At 69.3% G+C, this 15,343-nt stretch carries 11 protein-coding genes and 1 pseudogene; 3 read left to right on the plus strand and 9 right to left on the minus strand.

Translation table 11 applies throughout. The features are described 5' to 3' along the window. Positions 1 to 28 precede the first annotated feature (28 nt). A pseudogene (locus tag FH608_RS20800) lies at positions 29 to 1,246 on the minus strand (DUF1254 domain-containing protein); the annotation flags it as partial. A gap of 110 nt (positions 1,247 to 1,356) precedes the next feature. After that, on the minus strand, positions 1,357 to 2,031 hold the full coding sequence (locus FH608_RS20805; protein WP_139632209.1) for a GAP family protein: 675 nt from the start codon (positions 2,029 to 2,031) through the stop codon (positions 1,357 to 1,359). Between the two features lie 299 nt (positions 2,032 to 2,330). Here FH608_RS20805 and FH608_RS20810 point away from each other — a divergent pair, with 299 nt between their 5' ends. Next, a complete protein-coding gene (locus tag FH608_RS20810; RefSeq protein WP_139632210.1) occupies positions 2,331 to 3,695 on the plus strand; it encodes a DUF1254 domain-containing protein in 1,365 nt (454 codons plus the stop codon). Here the strand turns inward: FH608_RS20810 and FH608_RS20815 are convergent, their stop codons facing one another. From FH608_RS20815 to FH608_RS20825, 3 genes are all read right to left on the minus strand, one after another. Beyond that, positions 3,696 to 4,508 (minus strand): class I SAM-dependent methyltransferase, encoded by an 813-nt coding sequence (locus FH608_RS20815; RefSeq protein WP_139632211.1) that lies wholly within the window; start codon positions 4,506 to 4,508, stop codon positions 3,696 to 3,698. A 611-nt stretch (positions 4,509 to 5,119) separates the two neighbouring features. Continuing rightward, on the minus strand, positions 5,120 to 6,697 hold the full coding sequence (gene cimA / locus FH608_RS20820) for a citramalate synthase (RefSeq protein WP_139632212.1): 1,578 nt from the start codon (positions 6,695 to 6,697) through the stop codon (positions 5,120 to 5,122). 195 nt (positions 6,698 to 6,892) lie between these two features. Continuing rightward, complete coding sequence (locus tag FH608_RS20825) at positions 6,893 to 7,537, minus strand: DsbA family protein (RefSeq protein ID WP_139632213.1); 645 nt, start codon at positions 7,535 to 7,537, stop codon at positions 6,893 to 6,895. Between the two features lie 59 nt (positions 7,538 to 7,596). Between FH608_RS20825 and FH608_RS20830 the strand changes: the two genes are divergently transcribed. Then, positions 7,597 to 8,241 (plus strand): O-methyltransferase, encoded by a 645-nt coding sequence (locus FH608_RS20830; protein ID WP_139632214.1) that lies wholly within the window; start codon positions 7,597 to 7,599, stop codon positions 8,239 to 8,241. Positions 8,242 to 8,273: 32 nt separating this feature from the next. Here FH608_RS20830 and FH608_RS20835 read toward each other — a convergent pair whose 3' ends face one another. The 3 genes from FH608_RS20835 to serA form a co-directional block, all read right to left on the minus strand. After that, on the minus strand, positions 8,274 to 9,371 hold the full coding sequence (locus tag FH608_RS20835) for a branched-chain amino acid aminotransferase (protein WP_139632215.1): 1,098 nt from the start codon (positions 9,369 to 9,371) through the stop codon (positions 8,274 to 8,276). A 183-nt stretch (positions 9,372 to 9,554) separates the two neighbouring features. Then, complete coding sequence (locus FH608_RS20840; RefSeq protein WP_139632216.1) at positions 9,555 to 10,601, minus strand: 3-isopropylmalate dehydrogenase; 1,047 nt, start codon at positions 10,599 to 10,601, stop codon at positions 9,555 to 9,557. A 499-nt stretch (positions 10,602 to 11,100) separates the two neighbouring features. Beyond that, the gene (gene serA, locus FH608_RS20845) at positions 11,101 to 12,690 is read right to left on the minus strand and encodes a phosphoglycerate dehydrogenase (RefSeq protein ID WP_139632217.1); all 1,590 of its coding nucleotides are present in this window, start codon (positions 12,688 to 12,690) and stop codon (positions 11,101 to 11,103) included. A gap of 333 nt (positions 12,691 to 13,023) precedes the next feature. Here serA and FH608_RS20850 point away from each other — a divergent pair, with 333 nt between their 5' ends. Beyond that, the gene (locus tag FH608_RS20850; RefSeq protein ID WP_226899730.1) at positions 13,024 to 13,785 is read left to right on the plus strand and encodes a hypothetical protein; all 762 of its coding nucleotides are present in this window, start codon (positions 13,024 to 13,026) and stop codon (positions 13,783 to 13,785) included. A 37-nt stretch (positions 13,786 to 13,822) separates the two neighbouring features. Here FH608_RS20850 and FH608_RS20855 read toward each other — a convergent pair whose 3' ends face one another. Continuing rightward, positions 13,823 to 15,304 (minus strand): hypothetical protein, encoded by a 1,482-nt coding sequence (locus tag FH608_RS20855; RefSeq protein WP_139632219.1) that lies wholly within the window; start codon positions 15,302 to 15,304, stop codon positions 13,823 to 13,825. Between the last annotated feature and the right edge of the window lie 39 nt (positions 15,305 to 15,343).

The raw sequence follows: 15,343 nt of genomic DNA on the forward strand, positions 1-15,343 counted from the left end.
CCGGTACCGGTTGTCGAAGAACGGTCACCGACCAGAACAGGTCGGCGGGCGGGTCGGGCGGCAGGTCGAGACGGTAGATGTTCTCGCCCCTCAGGTGGTCGCCGGTGCTGTCCTTGTAGGCGTTGCCGTACTTGGCGCCCATCCCGGCGACCGAGGAGATCATGCCGGTGCTGATGGAGTAGTGGTTGATGAACATGTGGGCCTTGGCGTCCACGTCGGTGTGCCCGGTGGCGCGCACCCTCCACTGCTCGTCGAGCAGGGTGTGCAGGAAATCGCCGGGCCAGGTCTTGACGTGCGCGACCCAACGGCGATCCGGCCACCATCGGGCGTCGTCCTGGGCGTCGAAGTTCGCCGCGATGTTCTTGGCCATTCTCCACGCCGTGCGGGCGGCGAGATCCAGCAGTTCCCGCCGCCGGGGCGGCGGAGTGAAGGTCTTGCCTTTGCCGATGCCCACGGCAGCCAGCATCCCGTGCATGTAGGGGTCGACGGCGTCGTCGGGTTCGCCCTGGACGAACCGGTCCAGCAGGTCGAAGTACGTCGCGTCCGCGGGGAACAACGCGTTCACGGGGATGTCGGAGACGTGCCGGAACGTCATCGGCTCGGCGTCCCCCTCGAGTGGGCGGATCGTGATGGACTCGACCGATGCCACCGCCGGCTCAAGGTCGTCGACCGAGGAGAAAAAGCCGCGTACGAAGATGAAAATCCCGTTGGTCGGGCTCGTGAACACGAAATACTCCTGTGCGTCCACCTCACCCTGGTATCCCTGGGGCACGACGAGGTACCGGCCGCCCTTTCCTCGGTCAGGGCCGGGGATGCCGACGTCACCGAGATAGCGCACGCCGTCGATGTCGGGTCCGGTGAGCGGCCGATGCCAGAAGTCGTCCATCAGCGCCTGAAGTCGCGCAGGCACGTCGACCACCAGGGGACCTGTCTCGCTCAGGTCGGCGAAGGTCAGCCCGTAAATCACATCGGAGTTCGGTGTGGTGATCAACGTGTTCGGCTTCAGTCGCTTCTCGAACACCGACATCACGTTGTAGCCGTACCCCGAAAGGTCGCCCAGCGCCGTCCTCATCGCGTACATGTTCATGGCCGGCAGGGCCCACAGATACGTCTGAGTGGCGCGCTGGAAGAACAGTTCCTCGTCCAGAGCGACGGCGGTCTCCTCGGTGGGATAGCCGCCTTCCAACGGCAGCCTGGCCAGAGCCTCGTATCGATCGATCGTCATCGCCCCGGACGTTCCTTCCATTACCGCTGTCACGCCTTGGCCTCTACCCGCCGCCTCCCCAAACGCCGCTCATCGCGGGGTCGGCAAACGCCTCGTCTCCGCAGGAGATGACGTTGAGCTCCCCCCGGGCGTCAGGCCAGCAGGCCGCGCAGGCCCTTGGCGAGGAACAGCACGCCGAATACCAGGATCATGAGCAGGGTGAGGGCGCCGTTGTGCTGGATCAGCCAGCCGCGCATGCGCTGGAGTCGCCGTTCACCGCCTCCGCTGAGCGCGGTGACATAGGGAGCGAGCACTCCGGTGCTGCCGATGACGACGAACACGGCCGCGAGGATGAGGTACCCGCCAGGGGGCAGCGGTTCGTGGGCGGCGGCGATGGCGCCGCCGGCCACGGAGGCGAGGTTGACGGGGTTGGCGACGATGAGCATGGCGGCCACACCGATGATCTTGGGCTTGGTCATGTGGTCCATGGCGGCGATCCAGCGAGGCACCTCCGCGGCCTTCCCCTCCTTGCGGCGGGCGGCCCGGCGGATGCCGGCGAAAGCCATCACGAGCAGGAGCACTCCGATGATCACGCTGATCCAGCCGAGCCAGGCGGGTTTGGCCTGTCCGGTGGTATCGACGGCGCCCAGCAGGGCGATGAGGACGAGCAGGACGACCCAGCTCATGATCAGCCAGGTGACCTCGAACAGCAGCGCCTTCGTCCGGCCGTTCGCACTGATGAGCAGGGCGACGACGGCCACGACGGGGAAGGGCGAGACGACCAGGCCCAGCGTGTAGGGAAGCATGTCGGCGAACGCCTTACCCATGATCGCTCTCCTGGTCGGCCATGGCCGCGCTCCACATCACTCTGCTCCCGCACAGGCCGGCGATCAATGACGGACAGTGACAGGCCGGCTGCCGTCGAGCATGGTGATGTTCACGATGATTGTCCAGGTACGCGCTGGGCATTCGCGGCACTTGTGGCTCTCGGCTGGGACAACCTTGCCGAAACCCGGCGGACGGCCGCCCCAGTCCGACACGCCTGAGGCAGGCAACCATCAAGGCGCTCGATCAGCGCCCATAAACTCCGAGGTAGGGGCAAGATCGACCTCCAGGGGGACGGGCGATGACGGGTTCGACCGCGCTGGGCGGCCTGAGGATGACCCAGAGGTACGCGGCGACCGTGGGACATGCGGCCTACCTGTGGGGTTGGCCGCTGGTGAACATGCACAACCGGCGCGTGTCCATGGAGCAACTGCCTGGACCGGGCCTCCTGGCGGGCATCGTGCCGGCGGGCCCTCCCGGGACGATCGGGATGCTCCGCGACTACATCAGGCCCGAGGAGCGGATAGTCGCCTGCCCGAACCAGGATGTGGCCTACGGCTTCGGGACGCTCGACGCCGAGCGCGGACCCTCCGTGGTGCAGGTCCCCGACTTCGGCGACCGGTTATGGGTCTACCAGGCGGTGGACCAGCGGACCGATTCGTTCGCCGAACCGGGGGCGATGTACGGCACCAAGCCCGGCCACTACCTGCTCGCGCCGACCCGCTGGGACGGCGATGTGCCCGAAGGCATCGCCGGTGTGTTCCGCTACGACACGCGGGGCGCGGTCGTGATCCCCCGGGTCTTCCTCGACGACACGGCGGAGGATCGGGCGGCGGTGCGGCCGCTGGTCGACCGGATCAGCATGTATCCGCTGGCGGAGTACGACGGCACGATGAAGGTGGTCGACTGGGGCAAGGCCCCCTCGTACGGCCAGGCAGGTGCGACGGGGGACGGGGGCGAGACCCGATGGGTCGATCCGGCCACGTTCTTCGACGTCCTCGGTGAGGTCCTCGACGAGGTCCCGCCGCTGCCCGGCGAGCAGGCGACGTACGACTGGTTCCGTTCCGTGCTCCGGTCAGCGGCACATGACCCGAAGATCGCCGCGGCCTTGAAGCAGGCGGCGGCCGACGCCGATGCCGTGGTCGGCGACCTGTTCGAATTCCGCAACTACGGCATCCCGGTCGCCCGGAACTGGACCACGCAGCGCTCCGGCACGGCGTTCGGCACCGATTACCTGATGCGGACCGCGGTCGCGAAGTCGAACATCTTCGTCAACACGGCCAACGAGACGGCCTACTTCTACCAGGACCTCGACGACCGGGGCGAACGCCTCAACGGTTCGCACACCTACACCGTGCGGTTCGAGGCCGGGCAGGTGCCTCCGGTGCGCGGATTCTGGTCACTGACGATTTACAACAAGCACCACTTCTTCCACCCGAACGAGCTCAACCGCTTCTCCCTCGGCACGAAGAACAAGCACCTCGCCTACGGCGACGGCGGCTCGCTCACCCTGACCGTGGGCGGCGACGAACCGAGGGCCCCGGAACGCCACGCCAACTGGCTCCCCGCACCGGCTGAGGAATTCACCCTCTACCTGCGCGCGTACTGGCCCGACGCAAGCATCATCGACGGCTCCTGGCAGCCCCCGGCCGTCGTACGGGCCTGATCACGCGGACGCTCCCGAGACGCCGGGCCCGTACTTCCAGACGAATTCCAGCCACGGCGGGGCCACCGTCGCGAAGTGCGCCCAACTGCCCGGCTCCGCATCGGGGTGGTCGCTCCGGACTTCGGACAGGTGCGTCAGCGTGAAGCCTTCACCGATCAGGCTGTTGACGATCCGGCCCAGTGTCTGCCGGTACTCCCTGGGTTCGCTGATCTGGCGGCCGTCCGGCTCGCGGCCGTAGACCCAGTCCTGGTCGGGATAGCTGGTCGCGGCCTCGTCCGTGTAGGGCTGCCGCAGCGTGTAGCCCTCTCCGTTGTACGAGTCGTGAGTGAGGCCGGAGAAGAACGGGTTGGCGCACATCAGGTAGTAGTGGCCGCCTGTTCTGACGACCCGCGCGACCTCGCGGAAGACGATCCGGGAGTCGGGGACGAACGTCAGCGAGTACGGATGCCAGACCAGGTCGAACGACGAGTCGTCGAGCGCCGACAGGTCCCGCATGTCTCCCTGGATCGTGCGGATGCCCACGCCGTAGTGCTCGGCGGCCAGGCGGTCGCGCTCCAGCTGCCCCGGCGAGATGTCGAAGACCGTCACGTCGGCTCCGAGCAGGGCGAAGGCGGCGGACTGCTGCCCGCCTCCTCCCGCCAGGCAGAGCACCTTTCGGCCCGCCAGGTCGTCCGGGATGCCCAGCCTTGTCAGGCCCAGATAGGCCTGGGCCTTCCCCGTGTCCAGGTCGAGCATGGGGCGGGTGAACAACGCGTCCGCCGCCACCAGGGCTTCCCAGCGTTCCACGTTGTAGCGGTAGACCTCGTCCTGCACGGCAGAACACCCTATCTGTCGCCTGACGGCCGGGACGAGCCATTAAGTTGCGAGGTTCAGGGCTGCCTTCGACATCACGCTCGAAGTGATCACCGTCGAGGCCTCATCCTCTCCGAGGCCGCGACGATCGTCTGACGGCGATGATCAGCGGGAACCACCTGTGCGCGCCACTCGAAGGGAAGGGGTACCGGTGAGCAAGCCGCTGACGCTCATTGAGCTGTCGCTGGACCAGGACGAGGACACGTCTCATGAGACGAGATCGAAGAGGTTGTTCACAACCTGCCCGAGGTACGGCAGTCGCGCGGCAGCGGAGAGTCGAACCCCGCCCACCGGGCCAGAACGTCGGCCTGAATTCGGCCCAACGGGCAGCGCTGTTCTTCACGCCATTCCGGACCGAAGCCCCTGGCCCGGCAGCTGAGCGTCGGCAAGAACCGCTCGGGGCGGGCTCCAGCAGGCCCAGCCGGTAACCGGGCAACGGGTGGGGATGGCGAGCGGAGCGAGCGGGGCTTCGGGGGGTCGAAGGGGGCGGAGCCCCCTGGGAGGCGCTGCCCGGAGCTTTCTCGCGCGCAGCGCGTCCCGTTGCGGAGGACCTTGCGGTTCTCCCCGGAGTTCTAGTCGGTTTCGTGGCCGGCTTTGAGGAGGCCGTACGTGACCGCCTGCTCCAACGCCTGCCAGGAGGCGTCGATGATGTTCTCGGCCACCCCCACCGTGGCCCAGTCGGAGGTGTCGTCGCTGGAGGTGATGAGGACGCGGGTGACGGCGTCCGTGCCGTGGGTGCCCTCCAGTATGCGGACCTTGTAGTCCACCAGCTCCAGCCTCGCCAGGTCGGGGTAGAGCTGCTCCAGCGCCAGCCGGACCGCCTTGTCGAGGGCGTTCACGGGGCCGTTGCCCTCGCCGGTGGCGACGATGCGCTCGCCCTTGGCGTGGAGCTTGACGGTGGCCTCGCTGACCAGCTCGCCGCCCTTCGTGCGCTCGACGATGACGCGCCAGGACTCGACCTCGAAGTGGCGGCGGCGCTGCCCGTGCAGGGTGTCGCGGAGCAGCAGCTCGAACGAGGCGTCCGCGGCCTCGAAGGTGAAGCCCCGCGACTCCAGGTCCTTGACCCGCTCCACCAGGGCCTTGGTGTTGTCGGGGGTGAGGTCGTAGCCGAGTTCGCGGCCCTTGAGCTCGACCGAGGCGCGGCCGGCCATGTCGGAGACGAGCATGCGCATGTCGTTGCCGACGGCGGCCGGGTCGATGTGCTGGTAGAGGTTGGGGTCGACCTTGATGGCGCTGGCGTGCAGGCCGGCCTTGTGGGCGAAGGCGGAGGCGCCGACGTAGGGGGCGTGGGAGTTGGGGGTGACGTTGGTGACTTCGGTGATGGCGTGGGCGATGCGCGTCATGTCGGCGAGGGCGCCCGGCGGCACGAGGTCGAAGCCGCGCTTGAGCTGGAGGTTGGCGACGACGGTGAAGAGGTTGGCGTTGCCGGAGCGCTCGCCGTAGCCGTTGGCGCAGCCCTGGACGTGGGTGGCGCCGGCCTTGACGGCGGCCAGGGTGTTGGCGACGGCGCAGCCGGTGTCGTCGTGGCAGTGGATGCCGAGCCGGGCACCTGACTGGACGGCCTCGTGGACGATGTCGGCCAGCTCGTCGGGCAGCATGCCGCCGTTGGTGTCGCACAGGGCGATGACGTCGGCCCCGGCTTCGGCGGCGGTTCTGAGGACCTCCAGCGCGTAGGCTGGGTTGGACCTGTAGCCGTCGAAGAAGTGCTCGGCGTCGAGGAAGACTCGCTGGCCCTCCGCACGGAGGTGGGAGACCGTGTCGCGGATCATCGCGAGGTTCTCCTGGAGAGTCGTGCGGAGAGCCAGCTCCACGTGCCGGTCGTGGCTCTTGGCGACAAGGGTCACGACCGGCGCGCCGGATTCGCGCAACGCGGCCACCAATGGGTCGTCGGCTGCCTTGACGCCGGCCCGGCGGGTCGCACCGAACGCGGCGAGTTGCGCGTGCTTCAGGTCGAGCTCTGTTCGGGCCCGCCTGAAGAACTCTGTGTCCTTGGGGTTGGCGCCGGGCCAGCCCCCTTCGATGAAGCCGACGCCCAGGCCGTCCAGGTGGCGCGCGACGGCGATCTTGTCGGCGACAGTGAGGTTGAGCCCCTCCTGCTGGGCGCCGTCTCGCAATGTCGTGTCGTATACGTGGAAGCGGTCGTCGGCCATCAGTCTCTTCTCTCGAACGAACGTGCTCTGGAAAGCAAAAAGACCCCTCACGGACGTGAGAGGTCTGCGCGCTGGCGGTGTCCCTTTGTCAGCCAGCGCGCCTGCCGATAATGAGCAGACCGTAGAACATGATGCCGCCCAGTCTGCCATATCGATTCACCATCTGGCACATCGATCTCATGTCGTGGGACGGTGTCACACCGCGACGCCGTCGCCGCCGGTGATGGCCCGCTCCAGCAGCGTCGCATCGAACGCCTCGTTGCCCAGCATCCGCCCGTCGAGCAGCACCGTGGGCGTGCCCTGGAGGCGGATCTTCGCGGTCTCGGCCAGGTGGGCCTCCGCGTACGACTGCGACCTGACGCACTGGTCCACCGACGCGCCCGCCTGCCTGGCCGCTTTGACGAGGTCCTCGACGTCGAACCCGGACGCCTGGCCGTGCGGCGCGGGCTGCATGGCGTACAGCTCGTCCCTGAAGGCGAGCCAGTTCTCCTCGGGGACGCAGCGCGCGGCAGCGGCGGCGCGGATGGAGTTGGAGCGCATGGGCTCGTCCTTGAAGATCGTCACCGGGTGGTAGACGACCTTGACCAAGCCCTCCATGGCGAGCTTCCTGATCGTCGCGTCTACCCTTGAGTGCAGCTCCTTGCAGACGGGACAGTCGAAGTCCTCGTACAGGTCGAGCACGGGAGCGTGACTCGACCTGTCGGCCAGCACCATCGACCCGTCCACCTGCCGGGCCAGCCGCACCCCGCCCGACGACTCGCTCGGCTCAGAGAACGCCAGCACCCCGAGTACGACAATGGCCGCGCACGCGAGCGCGACGGCCAGCAACCGCTTCATCATCAGCCCACTCTCACCTCATTGATCGCGCAGACACTACCTGATCCGGAAAGAAGGGCCGCATGAAGGCTTATCTCCTCGACCCCGCCGTCGCCCGGTACGTCTTCGACCACTCCACCCCGCCCGACGCCCTGCTGGAGAAGCTGGCGGAGGAGACGGCCGAGGCCACCGGCGACGCCGCGGGCATGCAGATCTCCCCCGACCAGGGGACCTTCCTCACCATGATCACCCAGTTGGTGGCGCCGCAGGTGGTCGTGGAGGTGGGCACGTTCACCGGCTACTCGTCCGTGTGCATCGCCAGGGGGCTGTCGGGCGGGCGGCTGTACTGCTTCGACGTGAGCGAGGAGTGGACGTCCGTCGCCCGCCGCTACTGGGGCGAGGCGGGGGTGGCGGACCGGGTGACGCTCACGCTCGGGCCCGCGCTGGAGACGCTGGCCGGCTTCGACCAGCCCGTCGACCTGGCCTTCCTCGACGCCGACAAGGGCAACTACCCCGGCTACTACGAGCTGATCATGGAGCGGTTGCGGCCCGGCGGGCTGATCGTGGCCGACAACACGCTGCGCAGGGGCTACGTGGCCGACCCGGCGCACGAGGAGGAGACGACCGTGCAGATCAGGCAGTTCAACGACCTGGTGAGGGAGGATCCGCGGGTGACCGTGCTCATGCTGCCGGTCGCTGACGGGATGACCCTGATCAGGAAGAACTAGCCGGGCCCCCGCGGAGACCCGGCCGGTGCCGGCTAGGCGATCTTGTGAACCCAGCCGTGCTGGTCGGGGCGGGAGCCGTACTGGATGCCCACCAGCTCTTCACGCACCCGCATCGTCACGGGGCCGGGCGCGCCGTCGGCGACGGACCAGGAGCGGTCGGTGCCCTTGACGGAGCCGACCGGCGTCACGACGGCCGCCGTCCCGCACGCGAACACCTCGGTGAGCTCTCCCGACTCGCACCCCGCCTGCCACTCCTCGGTCGAGATGAGGCGCTCCTCGGTCTCCAGGCCGAGGTCGCCGGCCAACTCCAGGATCGAGTCCCTGGTGATGCCGGGCAGCAGGGTGCCGGTCAGGGCGGGCGTGACGAGCTTGTCGCCGAAGACGAAGAACAGGTTCATCCCGCCCATCTCCTCGACGTACTTGTGCTCGTGGGCGTCCAGCCAGACCACCTGGTCGCAGCCGTTGGCCACGGCCTGCCGCTGCGCCACGAAGGCGGCCGCGTAGTTGCCGCCGCACTTGGCGAAGCCCGTGCCGCCCGGGGCGGCCCGGGTGTACTCGGTGGACAGCCACACCGAGACGGGCTTGACGCCGCCGGTGAAGTACGAGGCCGCCGGGGAGGCGATGACCATGTACTTGTACGACTTGGACGGGTAGTTGACGCCCAGCCCCGCCTGGGTCGCGATCATGAAGGGCCGCAGGTAGAGGCTGTGGCCCTCGGTCGTGGGCACCCACTCCCTGTCGGTGTCGACGAGGAGCTCCAGCGACTCCACGAACGTCTCCTCGGGCAGCTCGGGCATGGCCATCCGGGCGGCCGAGCGGTTGAACCGGGCGGCGTTCGCGTACGGGCGGAACGTCACGATCGACCCGTTGGCCTGGCGATACGCCTTGAGCCCCTCGAACAGCTCCTGCGCGTAGTGGAAGACCGAGGTGGCCGGATCGAGCGAGAGCGGTCCGTACGGCATGAGCCTGGCGTCGTGCCACCCCTCCCCCTCGGTGTAGTCGATCGAGATCATGTGATCCGTGAAGATCTGCCCGAATCCGGGGTTCGCCAGTACCTGCTCCCGCTCGGCCGCGGTGCGAGCGTGGTCGGATAGCTGCACGTCGAAGCTGAGCTTCTGAGCGATGGCCATGACGGAGGTCCTTTTCTCTACGCTGTGGTGGGCGGCGCTGCCTCGGGAGACAGCCCGCGTACTTCTTATTGTCTCGCTATATGGGATGACAAGCGGCCGATGGGGTGGTTTGGCCGTTCGGACACCAAAAAGCGCCTGGCGGTCCTCTCCGGACCACCAGGCGCGTACGGGGCTGGGCGGTCCCTAGCCGGATACTCGCGCGGTGATGTCGTCACCGACCTCGTGGGTGGTGCGACCGGCCCAGCCGGTCAGCCGCTCGAGGATGTCGTCGGCGACCGCCTGCTCGACCCTGGCCGCCTCGGCGTGCAGGCCGAGGTGGTCGAGCAGCATGGCGACGGACAGGATCGTCGCCGTCGGGTCGGCCTTGCCCTGGCCGGCGATGTCGGGCGCGCTGCCGTGCACCGGCTCGAACATGCTGGGCGCGCTGCGCTCGGGGTTGATGTTGCCGCTGGCGGCCAGGCCGATGCCGCCGGCGATGGCCGCGCCGAGGTCGGTGATGATGTCGCCGAACAGGTTGTCGGTGACGACCACGTCGAACCTCTCGGGCTGGCTCACGAAGAACATGGAGGCCGCGTCGATGTGGCAGTAGTCGGTGGCGACCTCGGGGAACTCCTGCGCCACCCGGTTGACCGTGCGCTGCCACAGGTCGCCGGCGTAGGTGAGGACGTTGGTCTTGTGGACGAGCGTCAGCTTCTTGCGGGGACGCGACTGCGCCTTCTCGAACGCGTAGCGCACGACGCGCTCGACGCCGTGGGCGGTGTTGAGCGACTCCTGGGTGGCGATCTCGTGCGGGGTGCCGCGCCGCATGACGCCGCCCGTGCCCGCGTAGAGCCCCTCGGTGCCCTCGCGGATGACGATCATGTCGATGTCCTCGGCGGCCGTGTCGGCCAGCGGGGTCTCCACGCCGGGGAACAGCTTGACGGGGCGCAGGTTGACGTAGTGGTCGAACTCGAAGCGCAACCTGAGCAGCAGGTCGCGCTCGAGGATGCCGGGCGGCACGCTGGGGTCGCCCACGGCGCCGAGGAGGATCGCGTCGTAGCCGCGCAGCTCCTCCAGCACCGCGTCGGGCAGGGTCTCGCCGGTGCGGTGATAGCGTGCGGCTCCCAGGTCGTAGTGGGTGGGCTCGATCTTGGTGCCCACGGCCTCCAGGACCTTCAGGCCCTCGGCCACGACCTCGGTGCCGATGCCGTCACCAGGGATGACTGCCAGACGGATGTTACGCGACTCCATGGGCCGTACCTTACCGCCTTGTCTCGACTGACGAACACATCATCTCAATTTTTGGGACAGTCGTCTCACGCTCTTCGCCGTCCCATGACCCGCTCCGGCGCGCGCTCTGCTACCGGCCAAAGCCCTGCGGGGCGCCGCCGTTGTCCCTGCGGTCCAACGCGGTCTGCAGGGCCTGCGCGGCCTCGTCCTCGTGCTCTTCCGAAGAGTTCCAGGCATACATCTCGTACATGTGTGACTCATCTCGATTCGCGAGCGATCCAGGGAAGGGACTTAACGGTCGACACGTCGCCACTCACCGCGGCGGGTCGTCGACCTGCCCTAACAGGCCCCGCCGCGGCAGGTAATAAGTACGAGCACCTGGCGCATTACGTGCAACAGTACCTCAGCAATCTCGTTGGATGTCCTAGTATCTCGTATGCTGAGACGGCAAAGGGGCCGCCCTCCGGTCGATCCGGAAGGCGGCCCCAGAGCCGAGCCCAGCGTACGAGCAGGGTGGCGGTCAGTCCTCCAGGTCCACCGAACGGCCGCTCTCGGCGCCGATCTCGGCCACGATCTGGTCGGCCACCTCGGCCGGGATCGCGGAGTCGACGGTCAGCGCGATGAGCGCCTTGCCGCCCTTGGTGGAGCGGGCCACCTGCATCGAGGCGATGTTGACGTTGTGCTCCCCGAGGAGGCGGCCGACCACGCCGACGATGCCGGGACGGTCGGTGTAGGTGAAGAAGCACAGGTGCGCCGTCGGCTCGATCTCCATCTCGTAGCCGTTGACCTCGACGATCTTGGTGATCTGCCGGGGGCCGGACAGTGTACCGGACACCGAGACCTGGCGGCCGTCGGCGAGCAGGCCGCGCACGGTCACCACGTTGCGCCAGTCGGGGCTGTCCGAGCTGGTGACCAGCTCGACGGTGAGGCCACGGTCCTTGGCCAGCAGCGGCGCGTTGACGTACGTGACCTGCTCCTCGATCACGTCGGCGAACACGCCCTTGAGGGCGGCCAGCTCGATCACCCTGACGTCCTCGGACGCGATCTCGCCGCGCACCTCGATGTCGAGCTTGGTGGCCACCTCGCCGGCCAGCGCGGTGAACACCCGGCCCAGCTTCTCGGCCAGCGGGAGGCCCGGCTTGACGTCCTCGGCCACCACGCCGCCCTGGACGTTGACGGCGTCGGGCACGAACTCGCCCGCGAGCGCCAGCTTCACGCTCCGCGCGACCTGGGTGCCGGCCTTCTCCTGGGCCTCGTGCGTGGAGGCGCCCAGGTGCGGCGTGACGACGACCTGGTCGAGCTCGAACAGCGGGCTGTCGGTGCACGGCTCCTTGGCGAACACGTCGAGCCCGGCGCCGGCGACGCGGCCCTCCTTGATCGCGGAGTAGAGGGCACCCTCGTCCACGATGCCGCCACGGGCGACGTTGATGATCCGCACCGACGGCTTGACCTGGTGCAGCTCCCTGTCACCGATGAGGCCGAGGGTCTCCTTGGACTTGGGCAGGTGGACGGTGATGAAGTCGGCCTGCTTGAGCACCTCTTCGAGGCTGAGGAGCTTGACGCCCATCTGCGCGGCGCGGGCCGGCGGCAGGTAGGGGTCGTACGCGATCAGCTCGACGCCGAAGGGCTGGAGCCGCTGCGCGACGAGCTGGCCGATCTTGCCCAGGCCCAGGATGCCGACGACCTTCTCGTCGAGCTCGACACCGGTGTACTTGGAGCGCTTCCACTCCCCGTTCTTCAGCGCGGCGTGGGCCTGGGCCGTGTTGCGCGCGCTGGCCAGGATGAGCGCGACGGTCTGCTCGGCGGCGCTGGTGATGTTGGAGGTCGGCGCGTTGACGACCATGACCCCGGCCTTGGTGGCGGCTTCGACGTCGACGTTGTCGAGACCGACCCCGGCGCGGGCCACCACGCGCAGCTTGGGCGCCGCGGCGATGGCCTCGGCGTCGACCTGCGTGGCGGAGCGGACGATCAGGGCGTCCACGTCGGCGAGGGCGGGCAGCAACTGGGAACGGTCGGCGCCGTCGGTGTGGCGGACCTCGAAATCAGCCCCGAGTACGGCGAGGCCTGCCGCGGACAGCTCTTCTGCGACCAGAACGACGGGCTTGTTCACTGGTGTGGATCCTTAAACGGCACGGCGGGCTTCGGGGGACACGTCCACGGATCCCCCGGCGGTCCCACAGAGTGTATCCGCCGCTTGTGAACGCGTTCACGAGACACCCAGCATGTGAGACGGCTGGGCCGTACCCACCGGGACGGAAAGTCACCCATCCAGCACACATCTTTGTCTTGATCGGGAGATTTATTGGCCATTAGCCTGATAAGCCGTGGCCGAGTACCTAGGGTTCGTCTTATGAGCATCGGGAATCCTGCGCTTGCCGACGTGCTCGCACAGCATGGCACCCCACACCGCCTGCTGGGCGCTCTAGCCGACGGTGGAGTCCTGGTGGCAGTGCGTCGTGATCGCTCAGTCGTCCTCGGGACGACACAGGCCGGTGACCGGGTGTTGCTCGGTTACACCGGCCCTGCCACCTACGCCAGGCACCGTGGCAGTCATTCCCTGTCGGCGTGCGACGCCGACACCATCCTGGACATCCAGCGCGTCACCGGCGTGCGGGAGATCGTGATCGACGCGGCCGGACCAGCCGCCGCGGCCGTGCCCATCGACGACCTCCAGCGCTTCCTCACCTCGACGCGCACGGGGCCCACGCCCGTCCTCTCGGGGGCGGCGCCGGCCGCGTACGCGACGGGCGCGATGGCGACCGTGTCACGCCGTGCCGCGCTGGCCCAGGTGGCGCCGCCCTCCCCCGACGCGCCGTCGCTGCCCTGGGTGCCCGCGCCCCGCCCGCACCTGTCGGGTCCCATGCAGCAGGTCGACCCCGGCTACCGGCGCTGCACCCACCCGATCCTGCCCGCCCTGCGCCAGGCCATCGCGCAGTTGCTCATGGACTTCCCCCTCGTGCACCACGTCTGGATCTCCGAGGCGCGCACGGCGTCCGGGGCGCCCGGGATCATGCTGCACGTCAAGGTGCACATGTCGGCCGCCGAGGACGTCGTACGCGACCTGCACCGCCTGGTACGCGCCCGCCTGCCGCAGTTCGCGGCCTCCGGTGCGCCGATCCTCATGGCCCGGGTGGCGGACACGCGCAGCGAGCGCCGGATGATCGAGATCGGCGCGCACGTGGTGTGCGCGAGCGTCACGGACTGACCCGTGGGGCCCGCGAACGTCGGGCCCCACGACCTGCTCAGGCCATCCGGCGGGCGAGCGCCGGCCGGGTCCGCGCGCAGAGCCCGGCCACCAGCGCCGCCAGCGCGGGCAGTCCCACCACGACCCAGGCCAGGAGCGCCCACGGGATCGCGATCACCGTGGGCCCGGGGTCGAGGAGCTCCGCGCCGCTCGACCGGGTCAGCGGCCAGGTCAGCGCGATGCCGCTGACGGTCCCCCCGGCCAGGCCGACCAGGGCGCCGAGGCCGGAGACGCAGGCTGCCTGGGCGGCCACCACCAGCCGGCGGACCAGCGGCGGCCCGCCGACGGCCGACAGGGTGTCGAGGTCCTGGCGCATGTCGGCGGCGGCCAGCCCGGTGGCCGCGAACGTGCCGCCGAGCACCAGGACCAGCGCTGCCGCCAGCAGGATCAGCATGACCATGAGATGGGACCGGTCGAGCCCCTCCTGCACCACGGAGAAGACCCGATCCCCGAACGTGGCCCTCACCTTGGTGTCCAGGCGCGATGGGTCGGCGGGGACCTCGTCGGCGTAGAGGACGCGCTCCACCGCCTTGAGCCCCGCCCGCGCCAGCACCGGCTCCGGCACCAGCGCACCGCCCTGCGCGGCGCTCCCCGCCCGCGCCACGACGGCGGGCACCCGCAACGTCCTGGCGGGCGTCGTGCCGTCGTCCCAGCTCGCCCGCAGCTCCACCGTGCCGTCGCGCACCAGGCTCGGATCGAACACCACGACCTGGCCGGCCGCCAGCGCCGCCGCGGCCCGCGCGTCATGGCCGCCCTGGAGGAAGGCGAGCAGCCGTGCGTCGCCGACAGGCATGGGGACGTAGTAGCGGTGCTGCGCGGGATCATCCGCGAGGACGGTCTGATAGGCGACGCTCACGGTCACGCTGTTGCCCTGCGCGTCCGTCGCGGCCAGCCCGCTGACCAGGTTCGCCCCGCGCAGCTCCGCCCGCGCGAACTCCCGCAGCGCGGCCCACTTCTGCTCGTCCAGGGTCCCGGCGGTGATGGTCGTGGTGCCCGCCGGAACGGCCAGGGGACGCTCGGCCTCGCGCTGGGCGTAGAGGCTCTGGAAGCCGATGCCGACCGCCACCACTCCCATGGTGGCCGCCATGACCGCCGCGGTGGCGGAGGACGTACGGACCCGGTGGCGGGCCGCGTCGCGTACGGACAGGCGCAGCGGGAGCGGCAGCCGCCCGGCGAGCCGCCCGGTGACCTGGACCAGCCACGGCACCAGCGCCACCAGGCCGAACACCAGGGGCACCGCGGCCACCAGCACGGACAGCGTGCCCCTGTGCAGGGCGAACGCGTTCGCGGCCAGGCCCAGCAGCACCAGCGCGGCGCCGAGCACGGGCCGGCCCGCGCGGCCGGGCAGGTCCACGGCGGCGCGTCCGGACAGCACCTGCACGGGGCTCTGCCGGCTCGCCTGGATCGCGGGCACGACGGCCGCGGTCAGCCCGCTGACCACGCCCAGGGCGGCCACGCCGAGCACCGGTCCCCACGGCACCTCCGCGGGACCGTGCGTCCAATCGGACCAGCGGGCCGC

The sequence above is a fragment of the Nonomuraea phyllanthi genome, from assembly GCF_006334985.2.
Taxonomy (GTDB): domain Bacteria; phylum Actinomycetota; class Actinomycetes; order Streptosporangiales; family Streptosporangiaceae; genus Nonomuraea; species Nonomuraea phyllanthi.

Bases quoted from the DNA above. Each gene is read 5' to 3' on its own strand.
- FH608_RS20805 (WP_139632209.1), bottom strand. From the start codon at position 2,031: ATGGGTAAGGCGTTCGCCGACATGCTTCCCTACACGCTGGGCCTGGTC.
- FH608_RS20810 (WP_139632210.1), top strand. From the start codon at position 2,331: ATGACGGGTTCGACCGCGCTGGGCGGCCTGAGGATGACCCAGAGGTAC.
- cimA (WP_139632212.1), bottom strand. From the start codon at position 6,697: ATGGCCGACGACCGCTTCCACGTATACGACACGACATTGCGAGACGGC.
- FH608_RS20825 (WP_139632213.1), bottom strand. From the start codon at position 7,537: ATGATGAAGCGGTTGCTGGCCGTCGCGCTCGCGTGCGCGGCCATTGTC.
- FH608_RS20830 (WP_139632214.1), top strand. From the start codon at position 7,597: ATGAAGGCTTATCTCCTCGACCCCGCCGTCGCCCGGTACGTCTTCGAC.
- FH608_RS20835 (WP_139632215.1), bottom strand. From the start codon at position 9,371: ATGGCCATCGCTCAGAAGCTCAGCTTCGACGTGCAGCTATCCGACCAC.
- FH608_RS20840 (WP_139632216.1), bottom strand. From the start codon at position 10,601: ATGGAGTCGCGTAACATCCGTCTGGCAGTCATCCCTGGTGACGGCATC.